14 protein-coding genes, 1 tRNA gene and 1 pseudogene are annotated in these 14,423 nt (G+C 62.7%); 6 read left to right on the top strand and 10 right to left on the bottom strand.

Annotated features, from left to right (window positions below; all coding sequences use genetic code 11):
- Positions 1-38 precede the first annotated feature (38 nt).
- Entirely contained in the window at positions 39-176 is a 138-nt protein-coding gene (locus ACH2DW_RS14210) for a S16 family serine protease (RefSeq protein ID WP_394930404.1), read from the top strand.
- A 1-nt stretch (position 177) separates the two neighbouring features.
- Here ACH2DW_RS14210 and ACH2DW_RS14205 read toward each other — a convergent pair whose 3' ends face one another.
- Positions 178-519 carry a cupin domain-containing protein gene (locus ACH2DW_RS14205; protein WP_394930403.1) on the bottom strand — a complete coding sequence of 114 codons (342 nt, stop codon included), beginning with the start codon at positions 517-519 and terminating at the stop codon, positions 178-180.
- A gap of 109 nt (positions 520-628) precedes the next feature.
- Here ACH2DW_RS14205 and ACH2DW_RS14200 point away from each other — a divergent pair, with 109 nt between their 5' ends.
- Together ACH2DW_RS14200 and ACH2DW_RS14195 are read left to right on the top strand one after the other, a co-directional pair.
- On the top strand, positions 629-1,885 hold the full coding sequence (locus ACH2DW_RS14200) for an aspartate aminotransferase family protein (RefSeq protein ID WP_394930402.1): 1,257 nt from the start codon (positions 629-631) through the stop codon (positions 1,883-1,885).
- A 33-nt stretch (positions 1,886-1,918) separates the two neighbouring features.
- A complete protein-coding gene (locus ACH2DW_RS14195; protein ID WP_394930401.1) occupies positions 1,919-2,398 on the top strand; it encodes a MarR family winged helix-turn-helix transcriptional regulator in 480 nt (159 codons plus the stop codon).
- On the opposite strand, the gene ACH2DW_RS14190 is transcribed toward ACH2DW_RS14195, so the two are convergent.
- Positions 2,359-3,228 carry a phosphatase PAP2 family protein gene (locus tag ACH2DW_RS14190; protein WP_394930400.1) on the bottom strand — a complete coding sequence of 290 codons (870 nt, stop codon included), beginning with the start codon at positions 3,226-3,228 and terminating at the stop codon, positions 2,359-2,361. The genes ACH2DW_RS14195 and ACH2DW_RS14190 overlap by 40 nt on opposite strands.
- Positions 3,229-3,324: 96 nt before the next feature.
- On the opposite strand from ACH2DW_RS14190, the gene ACH2DW_RS14185 reads away from it, so the two are divergent.
- Positions 3,325-3,591: a hypothetical protein gene (locus ACH2DW_RS14185; RefSeq protein WP_394930399.1), complete on the top strand. Its 267-nt coding sequence runs from the start codon at positions 3,325-3,327 to the stop codon at positions 3,589-3,591.
- Between the two features lie 154 nt (positions 3,592-3,745).
- On the opposite strand, the gene ACH2DW_RS14180 is transcribed toward ACH2DW_RS14185, so the two are convergent.
- The 8 genes from ACH2DW_RS14180 to ACH2DW_RS14145 all read right to left on the bottom strand — a co-directional run bounded on the left by ACH2DW_RS14180 (position 3,746) and on the right by ACH2DW_RS14145 (position 12,610).
- Positions 3,746-4,060, bottom strand: a complete 315-nt coding sequence (locus tag ACH2DW_RS14180; RefSeq protein ID WP_394930398.1) for a cell division protein CrgA — start codon at positions 4,058-4,060, stop codon at positions 3,746-3,748.
- Between the two features lie 84 nt (positions 4,061-4,144).
- Complete coding sequence (locus ACH2DW_RS14175; RefSeq protein ID WP_394930397.1) at positions 4,145-4,720, bottom strand: anthranilate synthase component II; 576 nt, start codon at positions 4,718-4,720, stop codon at positions 4,145-4,147.
- Between the two features lie 48 nt (positions 4,721-4,768).
- Positions 4,769-6,919 carry a Stk1 family PASTA domain-containing Ser/Thr kinase gene (gene pknB, locus ACH2DW_RS14170; RefSeq protein WP_394930396.1) on the bottom strand — a complete coding sequence of 717 codons (2,151 nt, stop codon included), beginning with the start codon at positions 6,917-6,919 and terminating at the stop codon, positions 4,769-4,771.
- 141 nt (positions 6,920-7,060) lie between these two features.
- Positions 7,061-8,554, bottom strand: coding sequence for a peptidoglycan D,D-transpeptidase FtsI family protein (locus ACH2DW_RS14165; protein ID WP_394930395.1), 1,494 nt, complete (start codon positions 8,552-8,554; stop codon positions 7,061-7,063).
- On the bottom strand, positions 8,551-10,014 hold the full coding sequence (locus tag ACH2DW_RS14160; RefSeq protein WP_394930394.1) for an FtsW/RodA/SpoVE family cell cycle protein: 1,464 nt from the start codon (positions 10,012-10,014) through the stop codon (positions 8,551-8,553). The genes ACH2DW_RS14165 and ACH2DW_RS14160 overlap by 4 nt, the downstream gene beginning before the upstream one ends.
- 7 nt (positions 10,015-10,021) lie before the next feature.
- Positions 10,022-11,410 carry a protein phosphatase 2C domain-containing protein gene (locus ACH2DW_RS14155; RefSeq protein ID WP_394930393.1) on the bottom strand — a complete coding sequence of 463 codons (1,389 nt, stop codon included), beginning with the start codon at positions 11,408-11,410 and terminating at the stop codon, positions 10,022-10,024.
- A 2-nt stretch (positions 11,411-11,412) separates the two neighbouring features.
- On the bottom strand, positions 11,413-11,925 hold the full coding sequence (locus tag ACH2DW_RS14150; RefSeq protein WP_394930392.1) for an FHA domain-containing protein: 513 nt from the start codon (positions 11,923-11,925) through the stop codon (positions 11,413-11,415).
- A 22-nt stretch (positions 11,926-11,947) separates the two neighbouring features.
- Positions 11,948-12,610, bottom strand: coding sequence for an FhaA domain-containing protein (locus tag ACH2DW_RS14145; RefSeq protein ID WP_394930391.1), 663 nt, complete (start codon positions 12,608-12,610; stop codon positions 11,948-11,950).
- A 144-nt stretch (positions 12,611-12,754) separates the two neighbouring features.
- Between ACH2DW_RS14145 and ACH2DW_RS14140 the strand changes: the two genes are divergently transcribed.
- Both ACH2DW_RS14140 and ACH2DW_RS14135 read left to right on the top strand, forming a co-directional pair.
- Positions 12,755-12,837: transfer RNA gene (locus tag ACH2DW_RS14140), tRNA-Leu, on the top strand.
- Between the two features lie 1,203 nt (positions 12,838-14,040).
- Positions 14,041-14,423: pseudogene (locus tag ACH2DW_RS14135) on the top strand (hypothetical protein); the annotation flags it as partial.

Here is a 14,423-nt window from a genome sequence, read left to right as displayed (position 1 = left end):
TTGGCGGCTTGAAGCAGAAGATTCTTGCAGCCCATCGCATGGGTCTCACCGAAGTGGTCCTCCCGAAGCGGAACGAGAACGACCTTGACGACGTCCCCGACAACGTGAAAGCAGACATGACGTTCCACATCGCCAGCACCTATGCAGAGGTCGCGGCAGCTGCGTTCGAGCGCTGAACTACCCGGGAATCTTGAAGACACTCACCAACGTGCAGCCGTTTTCAGTGCGGAAATCGTCGTGGGTGGTGCCCATCTGCGCGGCGTAGGCGTGGCCGACTTCCATCTGCACACCCTGGGAGACCATCGATCCTTCGAGGATGTAGGAGAACTCGGGCTCTTCGTGATGGTGGACGCCGCCGACATAGCCGGCCTCGAACTTGAAGGTGGCGATCATCTTGCCGTCGGCGATACCGAGCACCTTCATGCCAGCCCCTGCTGCGATCGGCTGCCAGTCCATGGCGCCGCTATCGGTGAAGGTCCATCCTGCGGGCGCCGCCGCATTTGTTGTGGGGTCGGTCATCTCGTGACGGTAACCCATCGACCTGCGGCGCTGCATTAGTCGACGTGTCGCACCCAGACGGCGGCCGGGGTCATCGTGGCCCGCGTCGTCGGCACCGTAGGCTCCTGGAATGACCTCGTCGCAGCCGTCAGGCCCGGGTTCGCATCTCTCCAACGTCTGGTCGAAGGTGACCGACTTGCAGGTCGTTCGCGGCCAAGGATGTCGCGTTTACGACGCGAACGATCACTCCTATCTCGACTTCACTGCGGGCATCGCTGCAGCCTCAACCGGGCACTGCCACCCCAAGGTGGTCCAGGCAATCTCGGACCAGGCGCATCGCTTCGTGCACGCGCAGGCGAACGTCTATCAGCACGATCTCCTCGAGCCGGTTGCTGCACGACTGGCCGGGCTGACTCCCGAGTCGATCGACACCTTCTTCTTCAGCAACTCGAGCGACGAGATCCTTGAAGCTGCGGTGAAGCTGGCCAGGCACGCCACTGGACGCCATGACATCATCACGTTCGACGGGGCCTTTCATGGTCGGACGCTGCTGACGCTCGCGATGTCGACATCGCGAGCGATCGACCGTGAGGGGTACGGGCCGTTCCCGGGGGGTGTGCACGTCGCCCCGTTTCCCGACCCGCACGCATCGGACCAGGAGTCCGAGATCACACGAGCGCTGCGCGGACTCGACCGCCTGTTCGCCACGCAGATTCCAGCGAACGAAGTCGCGGCGATCATCATCGAACCGGTCATCGGGGAGCGCGGCTACATCCCCACACCGGCCGCCTTCATCGAAGGGCTCGGTGAACGCTGTCGCGAGAACGGCATCCTCTTTGTCGCCGACGAGACCCAGAGTGGCTTCGGACGAACCGGAAAAATGTTCGCGATCGAGGCGCATGACATCGAGCCCGACATCCTGTGCATGGCAAAAGGTATTGCGTCTGGTTTCCCGTTTGCGGCACTCGGCACGCGTCGTGCCCACGACGACAAGTGGCGCCCCGGGAGCCACGGCGGTTCGTCGAACGGCACACCGATTGGTTGTGCCGCGGCGTTGGCCACCATGGAAGTGCTCACCGAGCCGGGCTTCCTCGACAACGTCGTGGCGCGAGGCACGCAGTTGATCGACGCATTGCGCGACCTGCAGCAGCTCGACGACGCGCTCCTGCACGTCCGCGGACGCGGCTTGATGGTGGCTGTCGAATTCGACTCGGCGGAACGTGCATCAGCGGTGGTCGAGCACTGCCTTGCCGAGAACAACGTGATCCTGATGACAGCTGGCACGCGCAAGCGGACCGTCCGGTGGATGCCGCCGTTGATCGTGACCTCCGAAGAGATCTCCGAAGCGGTCTCAGCATTCGCCGCGGCGATCCGCGCCACGAGCTGATCAGCGCGTCGACGGAGACCGGGAACGCACGCCATGGCTCGTCTCGACAACGTTCGGGTCGGTGTATGGCGCGGCATGCAGGCACTCTCGGGTGAGATCGAGCGGAACATCGACGAGGAGCTCCGCGCGGAGTGGGATATCTCGCTGGGCTGGTTCGATGTCTTGGCGTCGCTGCAACGGTTGGGTGGCCGGGCGCGTCCACTCGATGTGGCTGCCGATCTTCGGCTCCCGCCTTCAAGTGTGAGTCGTCGCCTCGACCGGCTGCAGGAAGAAGGGTGGGTCGCTCGCCATAAGTACGTCGATGAGCACGATCACCGTGCGGTCGACGTCGAGCTGACCAAGACCGGTCGCCGACTCTGGCGCGAGATGTCGGTCACTTACCGCCGGGCCCTGCAGGCGCTGTTTGCGATCCATCTCAGTGCCGAAGACATCGCTGACATGCAACGCATTCTCGATCAGCTCGTGGTCGCTGGTCAGGAGTTCGAAGAAACGCCCGCAACCGACGACACCTGATCAACCTCAGCTGCTTGTGGCACGACGGGAGTTTGGTTGCCACCGCGTCGGAATGCCGTGTCGAGTGCGAGGCCAACGCCGAGGAGCGCGATCGCGACGATGCCGTCGAGCCACCAGTGATTTCCGGTGGCCGACACGACGATCATGGTGATGATCACGTGCAGCAAGGCGAGCCACCGCCATCGACTCGTGCTCGCCGCCACGATGCCGAACGACACGACGGCAGCCCAGCCGACGTGGATCGATGGCATGGCAGCGAACTGGTCGGACACGCCGGTTCCGACGGGGCCGTAAATCGAGGGTCCGAAAATTTCGGACAGATCCTCGTATCCGAGGTCGGTCAGGAAGCGTGGGGGAGCAACCCGCCAGAATCGGATGACGAGGCAGGTGCCGGTGAGAAAGACCAGTCCGTTGCGCCAATGGGGGTACTGGTCGCGATGCCAGACAAAGAGCCAGACGAGGAACGCGATGAGCGTGGGCACGTGGAGCGTGGCGTAGTAGAGGGTGGTCGGCCACCCGAGCCAATCGTTGTCCAGGATGAATTCTTGGAGGCCGAGTTCCGATGGCAAGTACATCGCTTCTTGAACATCGACGATGGTCCGTGCCCGTTCGATCGCACCGGCATCTTGCGCGAGCGGGAGCTTCCGAGCAATTCGCCAAATCGAGTACAGCGCCGAGATCAACGCGAACTCGGTCGCGAAGGCTTCACCGAACCCTGGAGGGGTGCGGCCGGTGGAGCGACGACGGCGAGCGAGCACGATCGCGATGATCCCGCTGACGACCGCAGCGATTGCTGCCTGTTGCCAGGTGGGCCACTTCACCCGAGCCATCGTGCCCAGTTGGTCGGCTCAGTGCAACATCACGGCGTGGCGAGTGTGGCGGATCGCGGGGTGAACGGGCGCTGGCGGGGCCGGTACGCTGGGATCATGCCGGCCGTATCGACGATCATCTGGGTGGGATTCGGGATCTTCTTCGGCTATGTCCTGTGGAAAAGTGGCATTGCGATGCTGCGCAGCATGACGATGCTCCCACCTGAGCCTCCGCCAACAGGCGAGCTTCGCAAGATCAGTCAGAAGTATCGATGCGATGTGTGTGGCGTCGAGATCAAAATGACGATGGCGCCTGACGATGATCCCCCTCCGCCTCGACACTGTCTCGAGGACATGATCGAGGTTGCGCCGCTCTACGACTGACGGACTTGCTCCGCGGTCGGGCCGCTACTCGCAGCGGCGATCTGAGAAGTTGTCCACAGTTGTGTGGATAACTGAGACGACCGTCGACGTGTTTCCCCGGGTTTCCCACAGGGTGAGAATCGTGAATCTGGTTCGCCTCAGCGAGACGTCGGCGCTATTGCCACTTCGTGGCGGTGTAGAGGCCGCCCAGAATTGCGGCGAGGCCGACCAAGGTGGGCCAGTTGCTGTCGGTGAAGATCAAGTAGCGAGCCATGATCAGGAGGCCACCACCGATCAGGAGCACCAGCATGATCACCGGAATCCAGTTTGGCGGGATCAGCTGTCGCCGTTCCTGCTTTGGGGTGTAGCGCGAGGAAGCGGACACCTCATGGTGATCGGTGGTCGGGTGGCCGGATGCGGGGCGGTCACCAGGCCGAGTCCCCTTCGCCGTGACGCGACCGCCACCCGTCTTTCGTTTCGGAGGTGCCATCGGTCGCAGAGCATAGGCGACAAATGTGAGAGGGCAAGACAAGTAGACGAACCTTCCCGGTCTGGGGAGGGCGTTCGGTACCGGTCAACAGCGGGTCAGGAAGTTCCGCACCAGGTCGTGGCCTTGGTCGGTGAGGATGCTTTCGGGATGGAACTGCACCCCTTCGACATCAAGTTCGCGGTGGCGGACTCCCATGACCACGCCATCGACACTGCGGGCCGTGACGGCAAGCACGTCGGGAATGGTGGCGGGGTCGAGCGTGAGGGAGTGGTAGCGGGTTGCGGTGAGCGGGGATGGCAAACCAGCGAACACCCCGCCACCCTCGTGCTCGACCGGCGAGGTTTTGCCATGCATCAACTCGGGGGCGCCGATCACATCTGCTCCGTACACATGGCCGATCGCCTGATGTCCCAGACACACGCCGAACACCGGCGTCGAGACGTCGGCGAACGCACCAATCGCATCACAGATGATCCCGCTGGTTTCAGGACGACCGGGGCCGGGCGACAGTAAGACACCGTCGGGTTCAAGCGCGACTGCCTCGGCAACGCTGATCTCGTCGTTGCGCACGACAATCGGATCAGCACCGAGTTCACCCAGGTACTGGACGAGGTTGTAGACGAAGCTGTCGTAGCTGTCGATCACCAAGATGCGCGGCACGGCTCCAGTATGACGGTCGAGGGCCACGGCGCGGTCACCCGTTTTGAACTAGCCGGTCAACGCTGCGGTTGTTGGTGGCGTTGTCGTTGCAGGCGGTGCGGTTGTTGGTGGCGTTGTCGTTGCAGGCGGTGCGGTTGTGGGCGCCGCGGTTGTTGGTGGCGTTGTTGTTGGCGGTGCGGTTGCGGGTGGCAGGGTCGTGGCGAGCACGGTCGACCGTCCGACGGTCAGCGTCACCAGCGTTCCCGGTGGCACAAGTGAGCCAGGGGGGACGTCTTGCTCCTTGACGCGACCATCGTCGACACTGCCCGGAGCCACTTCGACGTAGTTGACCAGGACGGTGAGCCCTGCATTGGTCAGCTGATTTCGGGCGCGACCCTCGGTGAGCCCACTCACCGTTGGAACACTGATTGGTTGAGGTCCATCGGAGACGGTGATGGTGACGTCGCCACCGCGCGGGACGAGTGTGTTGGCTGCCGGAGCGATCTCGATGACGATGCCGGCAGCGACGGTGCTACTCGGAACACGGGAAACGGTGACGACAAAACTGTACGGCTCGCCTTCGAGCACGTCGATTGCAGCCTGCTCGGTCTGGCCGATGAGGAAGCCGGGAACGGAAACGCTCGATGGCGGCCCGGCAATGACGAGATCGACGGAGTCCTCGGCGTTCGCCTGCGTACCCGCCGGCGGGTTCATACTGAGCACCGTTCCTTCTTCGAACTGATCGGTCTGCTCGATCGTTTCGGTGCCGACATTGAAGCTCGCTGCTTCGAGCTGAATTCGTGCATCCTCGATCGGGATGCCGACCACGTTCGGGATGGGCGTGACCTGCGGGTCCGGGTTGAAGAAGACGACAATCTCCTGGCCTTCAAGAATGATTGTGCCCGCCGGCGGTTCCGTGCGGATGACGAAGTCGATGCCGAAGTTGCCGTTCTCTTCGGCTTCGGTGCGCACGTTGAGACCGAGCTCGGTGAGCTCGGTGACGACATCCAAGCGCGGTCGATTGGTGTAATCCGCGAGTTCGAACGAGACAGGCTCGGCTGCGGTCAGGTCGTCTTGGTTCAGTGACTGGAACAGCAGCACGCCGCCGACGACGAGTGCGATGAGTGCAACGAACGCGGCGAGCGCGTACCAGCCGGTACGCGACGACGCGGCGTCGTAGTACATGGCATCGGGCGAGGCGCCCGGTGGGTAGCCAGCTTCGTACATGCCGGCTTGCGGCACGTTGCCAGCACGCGGCGGGACGGTTGGTCCCGTCGTGGTTGCACCGGCCGCGACGGCTGCGGCAATGGCGCCCGTTGCTGCCGCGCCAGAAGCGGAGACGCCCTGGGCGCTCGCCGCGACGGAGAGGGCCTGCACGGGTTCGTCGTTGCGGAATCGCCTGAGGTCGTCGCGGAGGGCACTGGCGCTCGGGTAACGGAGCTTGGGGTCCTTGGCCAGGAGTTTGGCGACGATCGCCTCGAACGGCCGAGGCACATCGGCAATGAGTTGCACGAGTGGCTGCGGCGCGTCGTGCACCTGCTTGTAGGCAATGCTGACTGGGTTTTCGCCGGTAAACGGCGGCTTGCCGCTGACCATCTCGTACATCACGATGCCCAGCGAGTACAGGTCGCTCCGCGGGTCGGGTTGGGCGCCCTGCGCCTGCTCGGGCGAGAAGTAGGTCGCCGTTCCCATGACCGAACCGACCTGGGTGAGGTTGTCCTCGGTTGGCGCGTTCATCGCCCGAGCGATGCCGAAGTCGGCGACCTTCACCTGTCCGTTGGACCCGATGAGGATGTTGGCGGGCTTGATGTCGCGGTGGGCGAGTCCGCCATCATGAGCGAACCCGAGGGCTGCTGCGACCTCGCTCGCGATTTCGGCGGCCTGCTTTGCTGTGAGCTGCTTGTTGGTCTTGAGAACGTCTGCGAGCGTGCGCCCTTGGACCTCTTCCATCGCGATGAAGTAGGTGCCTTCGAACTTGCCCCAGTCGTAGACGTTCACGATGTTGGGGTGCGACAAGTTTGCAGCGGATTGTGCCTCGCGCCGGAACCGCTCGACGAAGTTCTCGTCGACGGCGAACTCGGGAAACAGCACCTTCATGGCAACTTGGCGGTCGAGCAGCAGGTCGCGCGCAGAGAAGACGTCGGCCATCCCGCCGCGTCCAATCCGCTTGTGCACCTCGTAGCGGTCATTGATGACCGTGGCTGCGCCGTTGTCGCTCACTGCTCTCTCACTGCTTCCTGTCCGCCGAAACGGCGATGAGCCAGGCTACCGAGCGAGTCTGGCCCATGGTCTTCAGGGCGCCGATGTCGGTGTCGTGGCAAACATCACGTCGATCCGCGCCCGGCTCGTTCGTCCCGAGCACTACGACGCGCCCTGGCCGGTGAGCAGGAAGTTGAGCATGGTCTCGGCGATCGGTCCGGCAAGTCGGCCACCTGTTGCCGACACGTCTTGGGTGGACTGCACGTCGGTGAGCACCACGGAGACGGCGAACTGCGGATCCTCGGCCGGAGCGAAGGCGACGATCCAGGCGTGGGACAGATCCGGGTTCGAGGCGATGCCGAGTTCAGCAGTACCGGTCTTGGCCGCGGCCTGGATGCCACCATCGAGGGCGAGACAGCAACTGGCGGTCCCCGACTCGACGACGCCGACCATGAACTCGGTCTCAAGTGCAGCGGTCTCCGCCGAGATCGGCATCTTCCACACTTCGGGCTCGGTGCGGTTGAGCTCGCGGCCGGCCTTGTCGAATGTCGCCTCGATGACGTAGGGCTTCATCATTTTGCCGTCGTTGGCAACCGCCGATGCGACCATTGCCATGTGCAGCGGCACCATCTGGTCCTCGCTCTGACCGAAGCCACGAATGGCGAGCAAGGGGAGCATCTGGTCGAGGTTTTCGGTGTCGCCGATCGTGCTGGTGGCCGGTCGTGGCAGATCGATCGGCAACTCTTCGCCGATTCCCCATGCCTCGGTGCCGGCAACGAACCGGTCGACACCCAACTCGATGGCGGTCTTGGCGAACGGAATGTTGCAGCTTCTGCGGAACACCTCAGCCATGTCGCCGCCGCACTGACTGCCGTTGTAGTTCTGGATGGGGTCGTTGGTCTGCGGCGGGATGTATTGGCGCTCGCGCGGGAAACTTGTCTCGCGTGACAGCACGCCAGCCTCGAGTCCAATACCGGTGGTCACGACTTTGAACGTCGACCCGGGCATGAATCGCTCTTGGTACGCCTGGGCGAGCAGAGGGTTGCCGTCGGCATTCTGCAAGTCGGTGATGACCTGCTGGGCAGTCTCAAAGTCTTGGCTGACGAAGGTGTTCGGGTCATACGTCGGGTTCGAGTACATCGCGATGATCGCGCCGGTTGTCGGGTCCATCACGGTGATCGAACCCTCGCGATCGCCCAGTGCAGACTTGGCGGCATTCTGCGCGTCGTTGCGCAGCGTCAGCTGCACTGTGCCGGAGTTATCCGTGTTGCCCTCGAGGAGGTCACCGAGACCGCGCACTTGCTGCGTGGCGGTGGAGCCGACGAGGACGTCGCCGTATTGGCGCTCGACCTGCGTTGCCCCGAAGTCTTTGGTGAAGTACCCGCTGACGTTGGCGAAGAGATCGCCGGTCGGGTAGTCCCGTACGAAGTCGATGTTCTCGTTGACCGTGTCCGGTAGGGATCGGGCGACGACGACCCCGTCGGCAGTGATGATGTTGCCGCGCGGTCGGTTGAACTCGCGCAGGATCTGGCGGGTGTTGTCGAACTTTGCGCCGAGCTCTTCCTGTTGGCCGACTTGCCAGTAGTTGAGTGCGACGAACAGCACGACGTAGCACGCCATGAGCCCCAAGGCGAGCTGCCGAATCGATCTGTTCACGCGACGACCTCGACAAAATCGGACGGTACTTCGCCGCGCTTGATCGCCTTGCGAATGCGGCGCGATAAGCGCCAGGCTTGCCATCGCTCGCTGGTCGTCGGGTCATCGGGCAGTTCGTTGAGTCGGCGGGCCGCAGAATCGCTGACTCTGATGAGCAGCGCGAGAAGGATGTAGTTGGCGATCAGCGACGAGCCGCCGTAGCTCACGAACGGCAACGTGATGCCGGTGAGGGGAATCACCTTCAACACGCCGCCGATGATGATGAACGCCTGAATGCCGAGAATCGCGGTCAGGCCTGTCGCGAGCAACTTCTCAAACGTGCGGTCGGTTCGCACAGCGGTGCGCAGACCAGCGCCGACGATGAGCACAAACGACATCAAGACCGCCGTGGCGCCGATGAGGCCGAACTCCTCTCCGATCGAGGCGAAGATGAAGTCGTTCTGAGCCTCGGGAACCTGGTTTGGGTTGCCGCGTCCGAGGCCGGTGCCGAGGAGGCCGCCGTCGGCGAGGCCATACAGCGACTGGATGATCTGGTATCCCTTGTCGAGCGGGTCGTCCCAGGGGTTGATCCAGTTGGTCACACGGGTCTGGACGTGCGTGAAGTTTGACCACGAGTAGTACGCCGCTCCGCCGAACAGCACTGCGCCAACGACGAGGTAGCCGGCATTTTCGGTCGCGACCCACATCATCACGACGAACAGCGTGAAGAACAGCAACGACGATCCGAGGTCGCGTTCGCCGACCATGACGATCACAGCGAAGCCCCAGGCAACGATGATCGGGAGGATGTAGCGCGGTTCGGGAAGGTGGAACGGGCCGACCTTCCAGGTCATCGCTTGGATCAACTCGCGTCGCTCGGCCAAGTAGGCAGCAAAGAAGATGGCGAGCGCGATCTTGGCGAACTCGCCCGGTTGGAAGTTGATGGATCCAATGCTGACCCAGATCCGAGCGCCATTGAAGGTCTGACCGACACCCGGGACCATTGGTAGCAACAGGAGGAACGCGCCACCGACGAAGAACAGCCATTTGCGGTTGGCGAGGTCGCTGGTCCGCTGAACGAGGAGCAGCGTCCCGATGAACACCGCGATGCCAATCAGGCTCCACGTTGCCTGCAAGCTCGCGAGCCGGTCGTCGAGGCGCGTGATCATCACGAAGCCGATGCCGTGGAGCAGTGCAGCCAGCGGCAGGATTGTGCCGTCAGCACCGCGAGCGACGAGGCGGACCGCGATGTGTGCGCACAACAGCAGGGCGAGGAGGATGCCGACGAAGATGCCAATGCCGGGTGGGATCTCGGCGTTCGTGCCGAGCGCAGCAACCGTGTAGGCCGCGCCGGTGATGAGACCGACCATGATGATCAGCGTCAGCTCGGTGTTGCGCCGGCGGCGAGCTATTGGCGAGCGCGGACCGGTCTGGTTCGCCAACGCCGGATCGACATCGTTGGTCGCAACAGGAGTCGACATGGTGGGATCAGGGCACCGTGGTGGTGATCGCCGGAGTTGTGGTGGTCGGAATCGTGGTGGCCGGGACCGTTGAGGTCGGGGCAACGATCACCTCGGTGGTGGTGGTCGTGGTTGATGGCGGAATGGTCGTGGTGGGAATCGTCGACAGGTCCTCACGGATGAACAGGGCGGCCTCGATGCGGCTGTCGAAGCGCGGTTGCATCTCGACAAGCACCACGCTCTCGTCGTCAAGAATCTCGCGCGGTGGGCCGGTGTTCTCCTCGGTCGGGTCGAACCACAGCACACCGTCCGTCCGGCCTTTGAAGATGGTCACAACGTCATTGTCGTTGAAGTCGACGTAGTAGCCACGTCGCGCCCACGCTGCGAAGGCGGCGAAGCTCGCCACAAGAATCGCACCGACGGCCAGCAGGGCAAGGAATCGCTTCGGACCGCGGTCGGACCGCTTGGCTCGCGACGGTGTCTCAGCGTCGGGGTCGGTCGCAGTGAGTGGTTGACCGTCGGCGTCGACTTGCAGGCTGCCCGCTGGCGTCGGATCAACGTCATCAGCCCAGAGGGGCACGACGTCGAACTCCTGGGTGGGGTCAGGCGGATCGTCGCCTTCGAGCACGTCGACGATGACCACCGTGATGTTGTCGCGACCGCCTGCCTCGTTGGCCTGATCGACCAGCCGCTCCGATGCTTCTTGAGGATCGGAGAGCGTCGTGAGGGTGTGCTTGATGACCTCGTCATCGACCTCGTCGACCAGCCCGTCGCTACACAGCAGGAAACGATCCCCGCGGATGAGTGGCAGCGTCCACCAGTCGACTTTCACGTCGGGCTCGATGCCCAGCGCACGCGTGATGATGTTGCGTCGTGGGTGGGTACGGGCCTCGTCCTCGGAGATGTGGCCGGTCGATACCAACTCCTGCACGTAGCTGTGATCGATGGTGACACGACGCAACCGATCGTGACGCAAGAGGTAGGTACGCGAGTCGCCGACGTTGGCGAGCACGAATGCTTCGGACGGCTCGGCGGGAACGACGGGCGTCACTTCGCCGGGATCGTCGTTGACGTCGAGGTTTGGGGCTCCGCGGCCAGCGAGCTGGTCGCCAATCACCGCGATGGCGGTGATCGTCGTGCCCATGCCGGCTTGGCTGGGATTTGCAATCGCGGCGCGGAAAATGTCGCCGTTCGCGTTCGAGATCGAGTCGACGACCGCCGAGGCTCCTGGCAGTTCCTCGGTGTCAAGGTCGGCACGCACTCGATCGACCGCGATCTGGCTGGCAACCTCACCGGCCTCGTGGCCACCCATTCCGTCAGCGACCACGTAGATGCCGTCGATCGCCAGAAGGTTGTCTTCGTTTTGCGGGCGGAGTTGACCGGCATGGGTCGCTGACCCCCAATTGAGTTTTGCCATTCTTACTGCGCCTCGATCACGGTGGTGCCCACCTGGATGCGGTCACCTGGGTGCAGCAATTTGGCACCGACAATCTTGCTCCCGTTGTGGAAGGTGCCGTTGGTCGACCCAAGATCCTCAAGCATCGGTTGGCCTTCGAAGTCATACATCCGTAAGTGGAGCTGGGAGATGAACGTGTCATCGTCGATCGTGATCGTGCACGACGGATCGCGACCGAGCGTGATCTCGCCCTGCATCGCAATCGTGGTGCCGCGACGAGCGCGAGGTTCGAGGATGACGAGTCGTCCGACGCGGCCGGACCGACCCTTCGGCGCGCGTTGTGGCGCCGGTGCTGGCTGCGCTCGAGGAGCTTGGGCGGGCGGGCCGCTGGCGCGTTGGTTGCCAGGCGTCGCTTGGGCTGTGCGCTGTTTTGGCGTGCGTACTTCGCTCCACACGGCCCAGAGCACGCGTGCGAAGAAGACGTAGAGCAGCCCGAGAAGAGCGAACTTCAAGATGTTGAGGACTTGATCGGTCATGGTTGGCTGGCGCAGGCCAGAGTTACGACGCCTCGAAGCGAACGTGGGTTGAACCAAAACTGATGATGTCGCCGTCGTTGAGACGCTGCTCGCCGACGATGCGGACACCGTTGACCATCGTGCCGTTGGTGGATCCGAGGTCGACCGCCACGTAGGCGGCACTGCCGGTGCGAATCTCGGCGTGGTTGCGGCTGACGTTGGTGTCGTTGATCAAGATTGTCGATTCGGGCAGCCGGCCGACCGTGGTGACATGTTCGCCGAGGGCCACTCGCTGGCCGGACGGCAGCACCAGCGATCCGGCGCCAAGACCGCCAGCAGCTTGCTTGAGTTGTGAGCTAATGCCGAAGCGGCCCGGTTTGAGGTTGTTGTCCACCATGAGCTTGACGAGGACCGGCCCCATGAAGTGGTAGCTCTCTTCGCGGGCGTATTCGCGGGCGGCTTCTCCGAGCTCGGTGGTGAGTGCATCTTCAATGTCGCTGAAGCCGGCGTGATCGGTGGGGCTCAGGAGCACGGTGAAATTGTTGGGAACAATGCGGCGACCCTTGACATCGACCGAGCGATTGTCGTCCATTTCACGCACGAGACGGCGCCCGAGCTCGATGGGACGGATGGAGCCGCGACGCCGACGAGAGAACACACCATCGACCATACGCTCCAATCGCCTCTCTATTGACTGCAATCCCATGAGGCGAACCACAATACTTCCTGAGCAGGCCCACCAACCTGCACTTACCCAACCGTTCGACCCACCCCGACCGCGATGACGACAGCGTCTCCGGAACGCGAGTGGGGAACGGGTGTCTGCTGCGTTATCGTCTGTGGTCCACTTGCGCGAGTGGCGGAATGGCAGACGCGCCAGCTTCAGGTGCTGGTGTCCGAAAGGGCGTGGGGGTTCAAGTCCCCCCTCGCGCACAACTCAGAGGGCTGCAGCCCGTCAAAATGCTGCAGATCAGGTTGCAACAGGCGTTGATCTCATCGATGAACTCGATGTCGTTGATGGCGTCGAGAATTGTCTTGCAGATCACGGTGAGGCCGCGATTGCGCTTCGCCGTGGCCTCCGCACGGTCGATGCAATGCCAGCAACGCATTCTTTGAGTCAAACCCGTCAACTTGATGTCACTCGCCGTCGACTTGGACGCATTGGCGACATCGCGACACGAAGTACTGAAACCCGCTCTGTGGCGTCGTTGACGCTTGTGCCGACAGCACCGGTGACGTCAACTCCAACGTTTCCTCTCGGAGCTCAAACCCGACGGGTGGACGCGAGTGGCCGTTTCAAACCAGGTTTTGACTCAGGCACGCTCAGTGAACTGCTCGGCTGGAGCGCTGGTGGCCTTGACGTCACTGTTGTCGACGGATGGCTGCTCCTCACCCAATCCAAAACGGCACGTCAGAGCTCACGTCGCCGGTGCAGCCATTTTGGGGCGCTCACTGTCAACGCGAACGGTGTTGAACGAGTCGCGTTACGGCCCGCCCATTTAGAACGCGCTGCACTCGGAGCAGATCGCAACCTGCTGATCGCACCACTCAGCGACATCGGCGCGTTAGTTGTTGTTAACCCTGCGGTGTGTTTGTTCGGCGCTCCAGCCAACGTTCTTGCTGGCATCAGCTCACAGGAGTCCAGCGATGTCTGAGCGGACCACAGCACACGTTGATCTTTCACAGCTGCTTGCCGAGTCCGGTCTCACTGAAGCTGAGCTCCTTGAACAGCTGACAGCGCAGTCACGTCGCCCAACAGTGGCTGACCACGTCGAGTCATATCTCAAAGTCCAAACCGCAGGGACCCGCCGCGGTTACGCCACCCATCTCAACCGCCTCGTATCGGGTTACGGCGCAGTGTGTGATCAGACCTGTGAGCCATGTCTAGGCGACGGCGGCGATCAACCATTCACATGTCGCTGTACCTGCCGGGCATGTGTGACAAGTCAGATCCGAATCGAACCTCGCAGCAGCGACGTTGTCGGCACGAGTATCTACACAACTGAAGTTGTTCAGCAGCTCGCTGCAGTCGCGAAACGTCTTGCGATCAAACGTGGGATCGTTCACAACCGGGTCCGCGGAGCCAAAGGACTGCCTGCGAAAAGCGCGGACGGCATCGGCGCTGAAGAAAACGCGATGGCTGCGTTACGGAGTTTGTTTGACTCAGCGCTCAGCTTCACCGATGGCGTCAACGCCGCTCATGCAGTCAAAAAACCGCGTCGCAACACCCGTGAACGCCGACCAATGCAAGAGTTCGAGCTGCTTGAGCTCTGCCATCTGACATCAACGTCAGGTAACGACACGTTCCTTGACGAACTCATTGTCGACTTCGGCATCGCGACTGGCTCGCGACGCGAAGGCGTCCACCTACTCACTGTTGGGCAGCTGCACCGCGACACACAAATCATTGACTTGTTCGATAAATACAAACGCCGTCAGCCTGCACCGGTGTCACGTGAGCTCATCGACCGGCTGATCGACCATGCAGTTCAGCGTGGCGGCCAAGTCTGTAACCCTGA

The sequence above is a fragment of the uncultured Ilumatobacter sp. genome (assembly GCF_963980585.1).
Taxonomy (GTDB): Bacteria; Actinomycetota; Acidimicrobiia; order Acidimicrobiales; family Ilumatobacteraceae; genus Ilumatobacter_A.
Note: the sequence above shows the minus strand (reverse complement) of the source record. Positions and strands in the feature narration are given on the sequence as shown.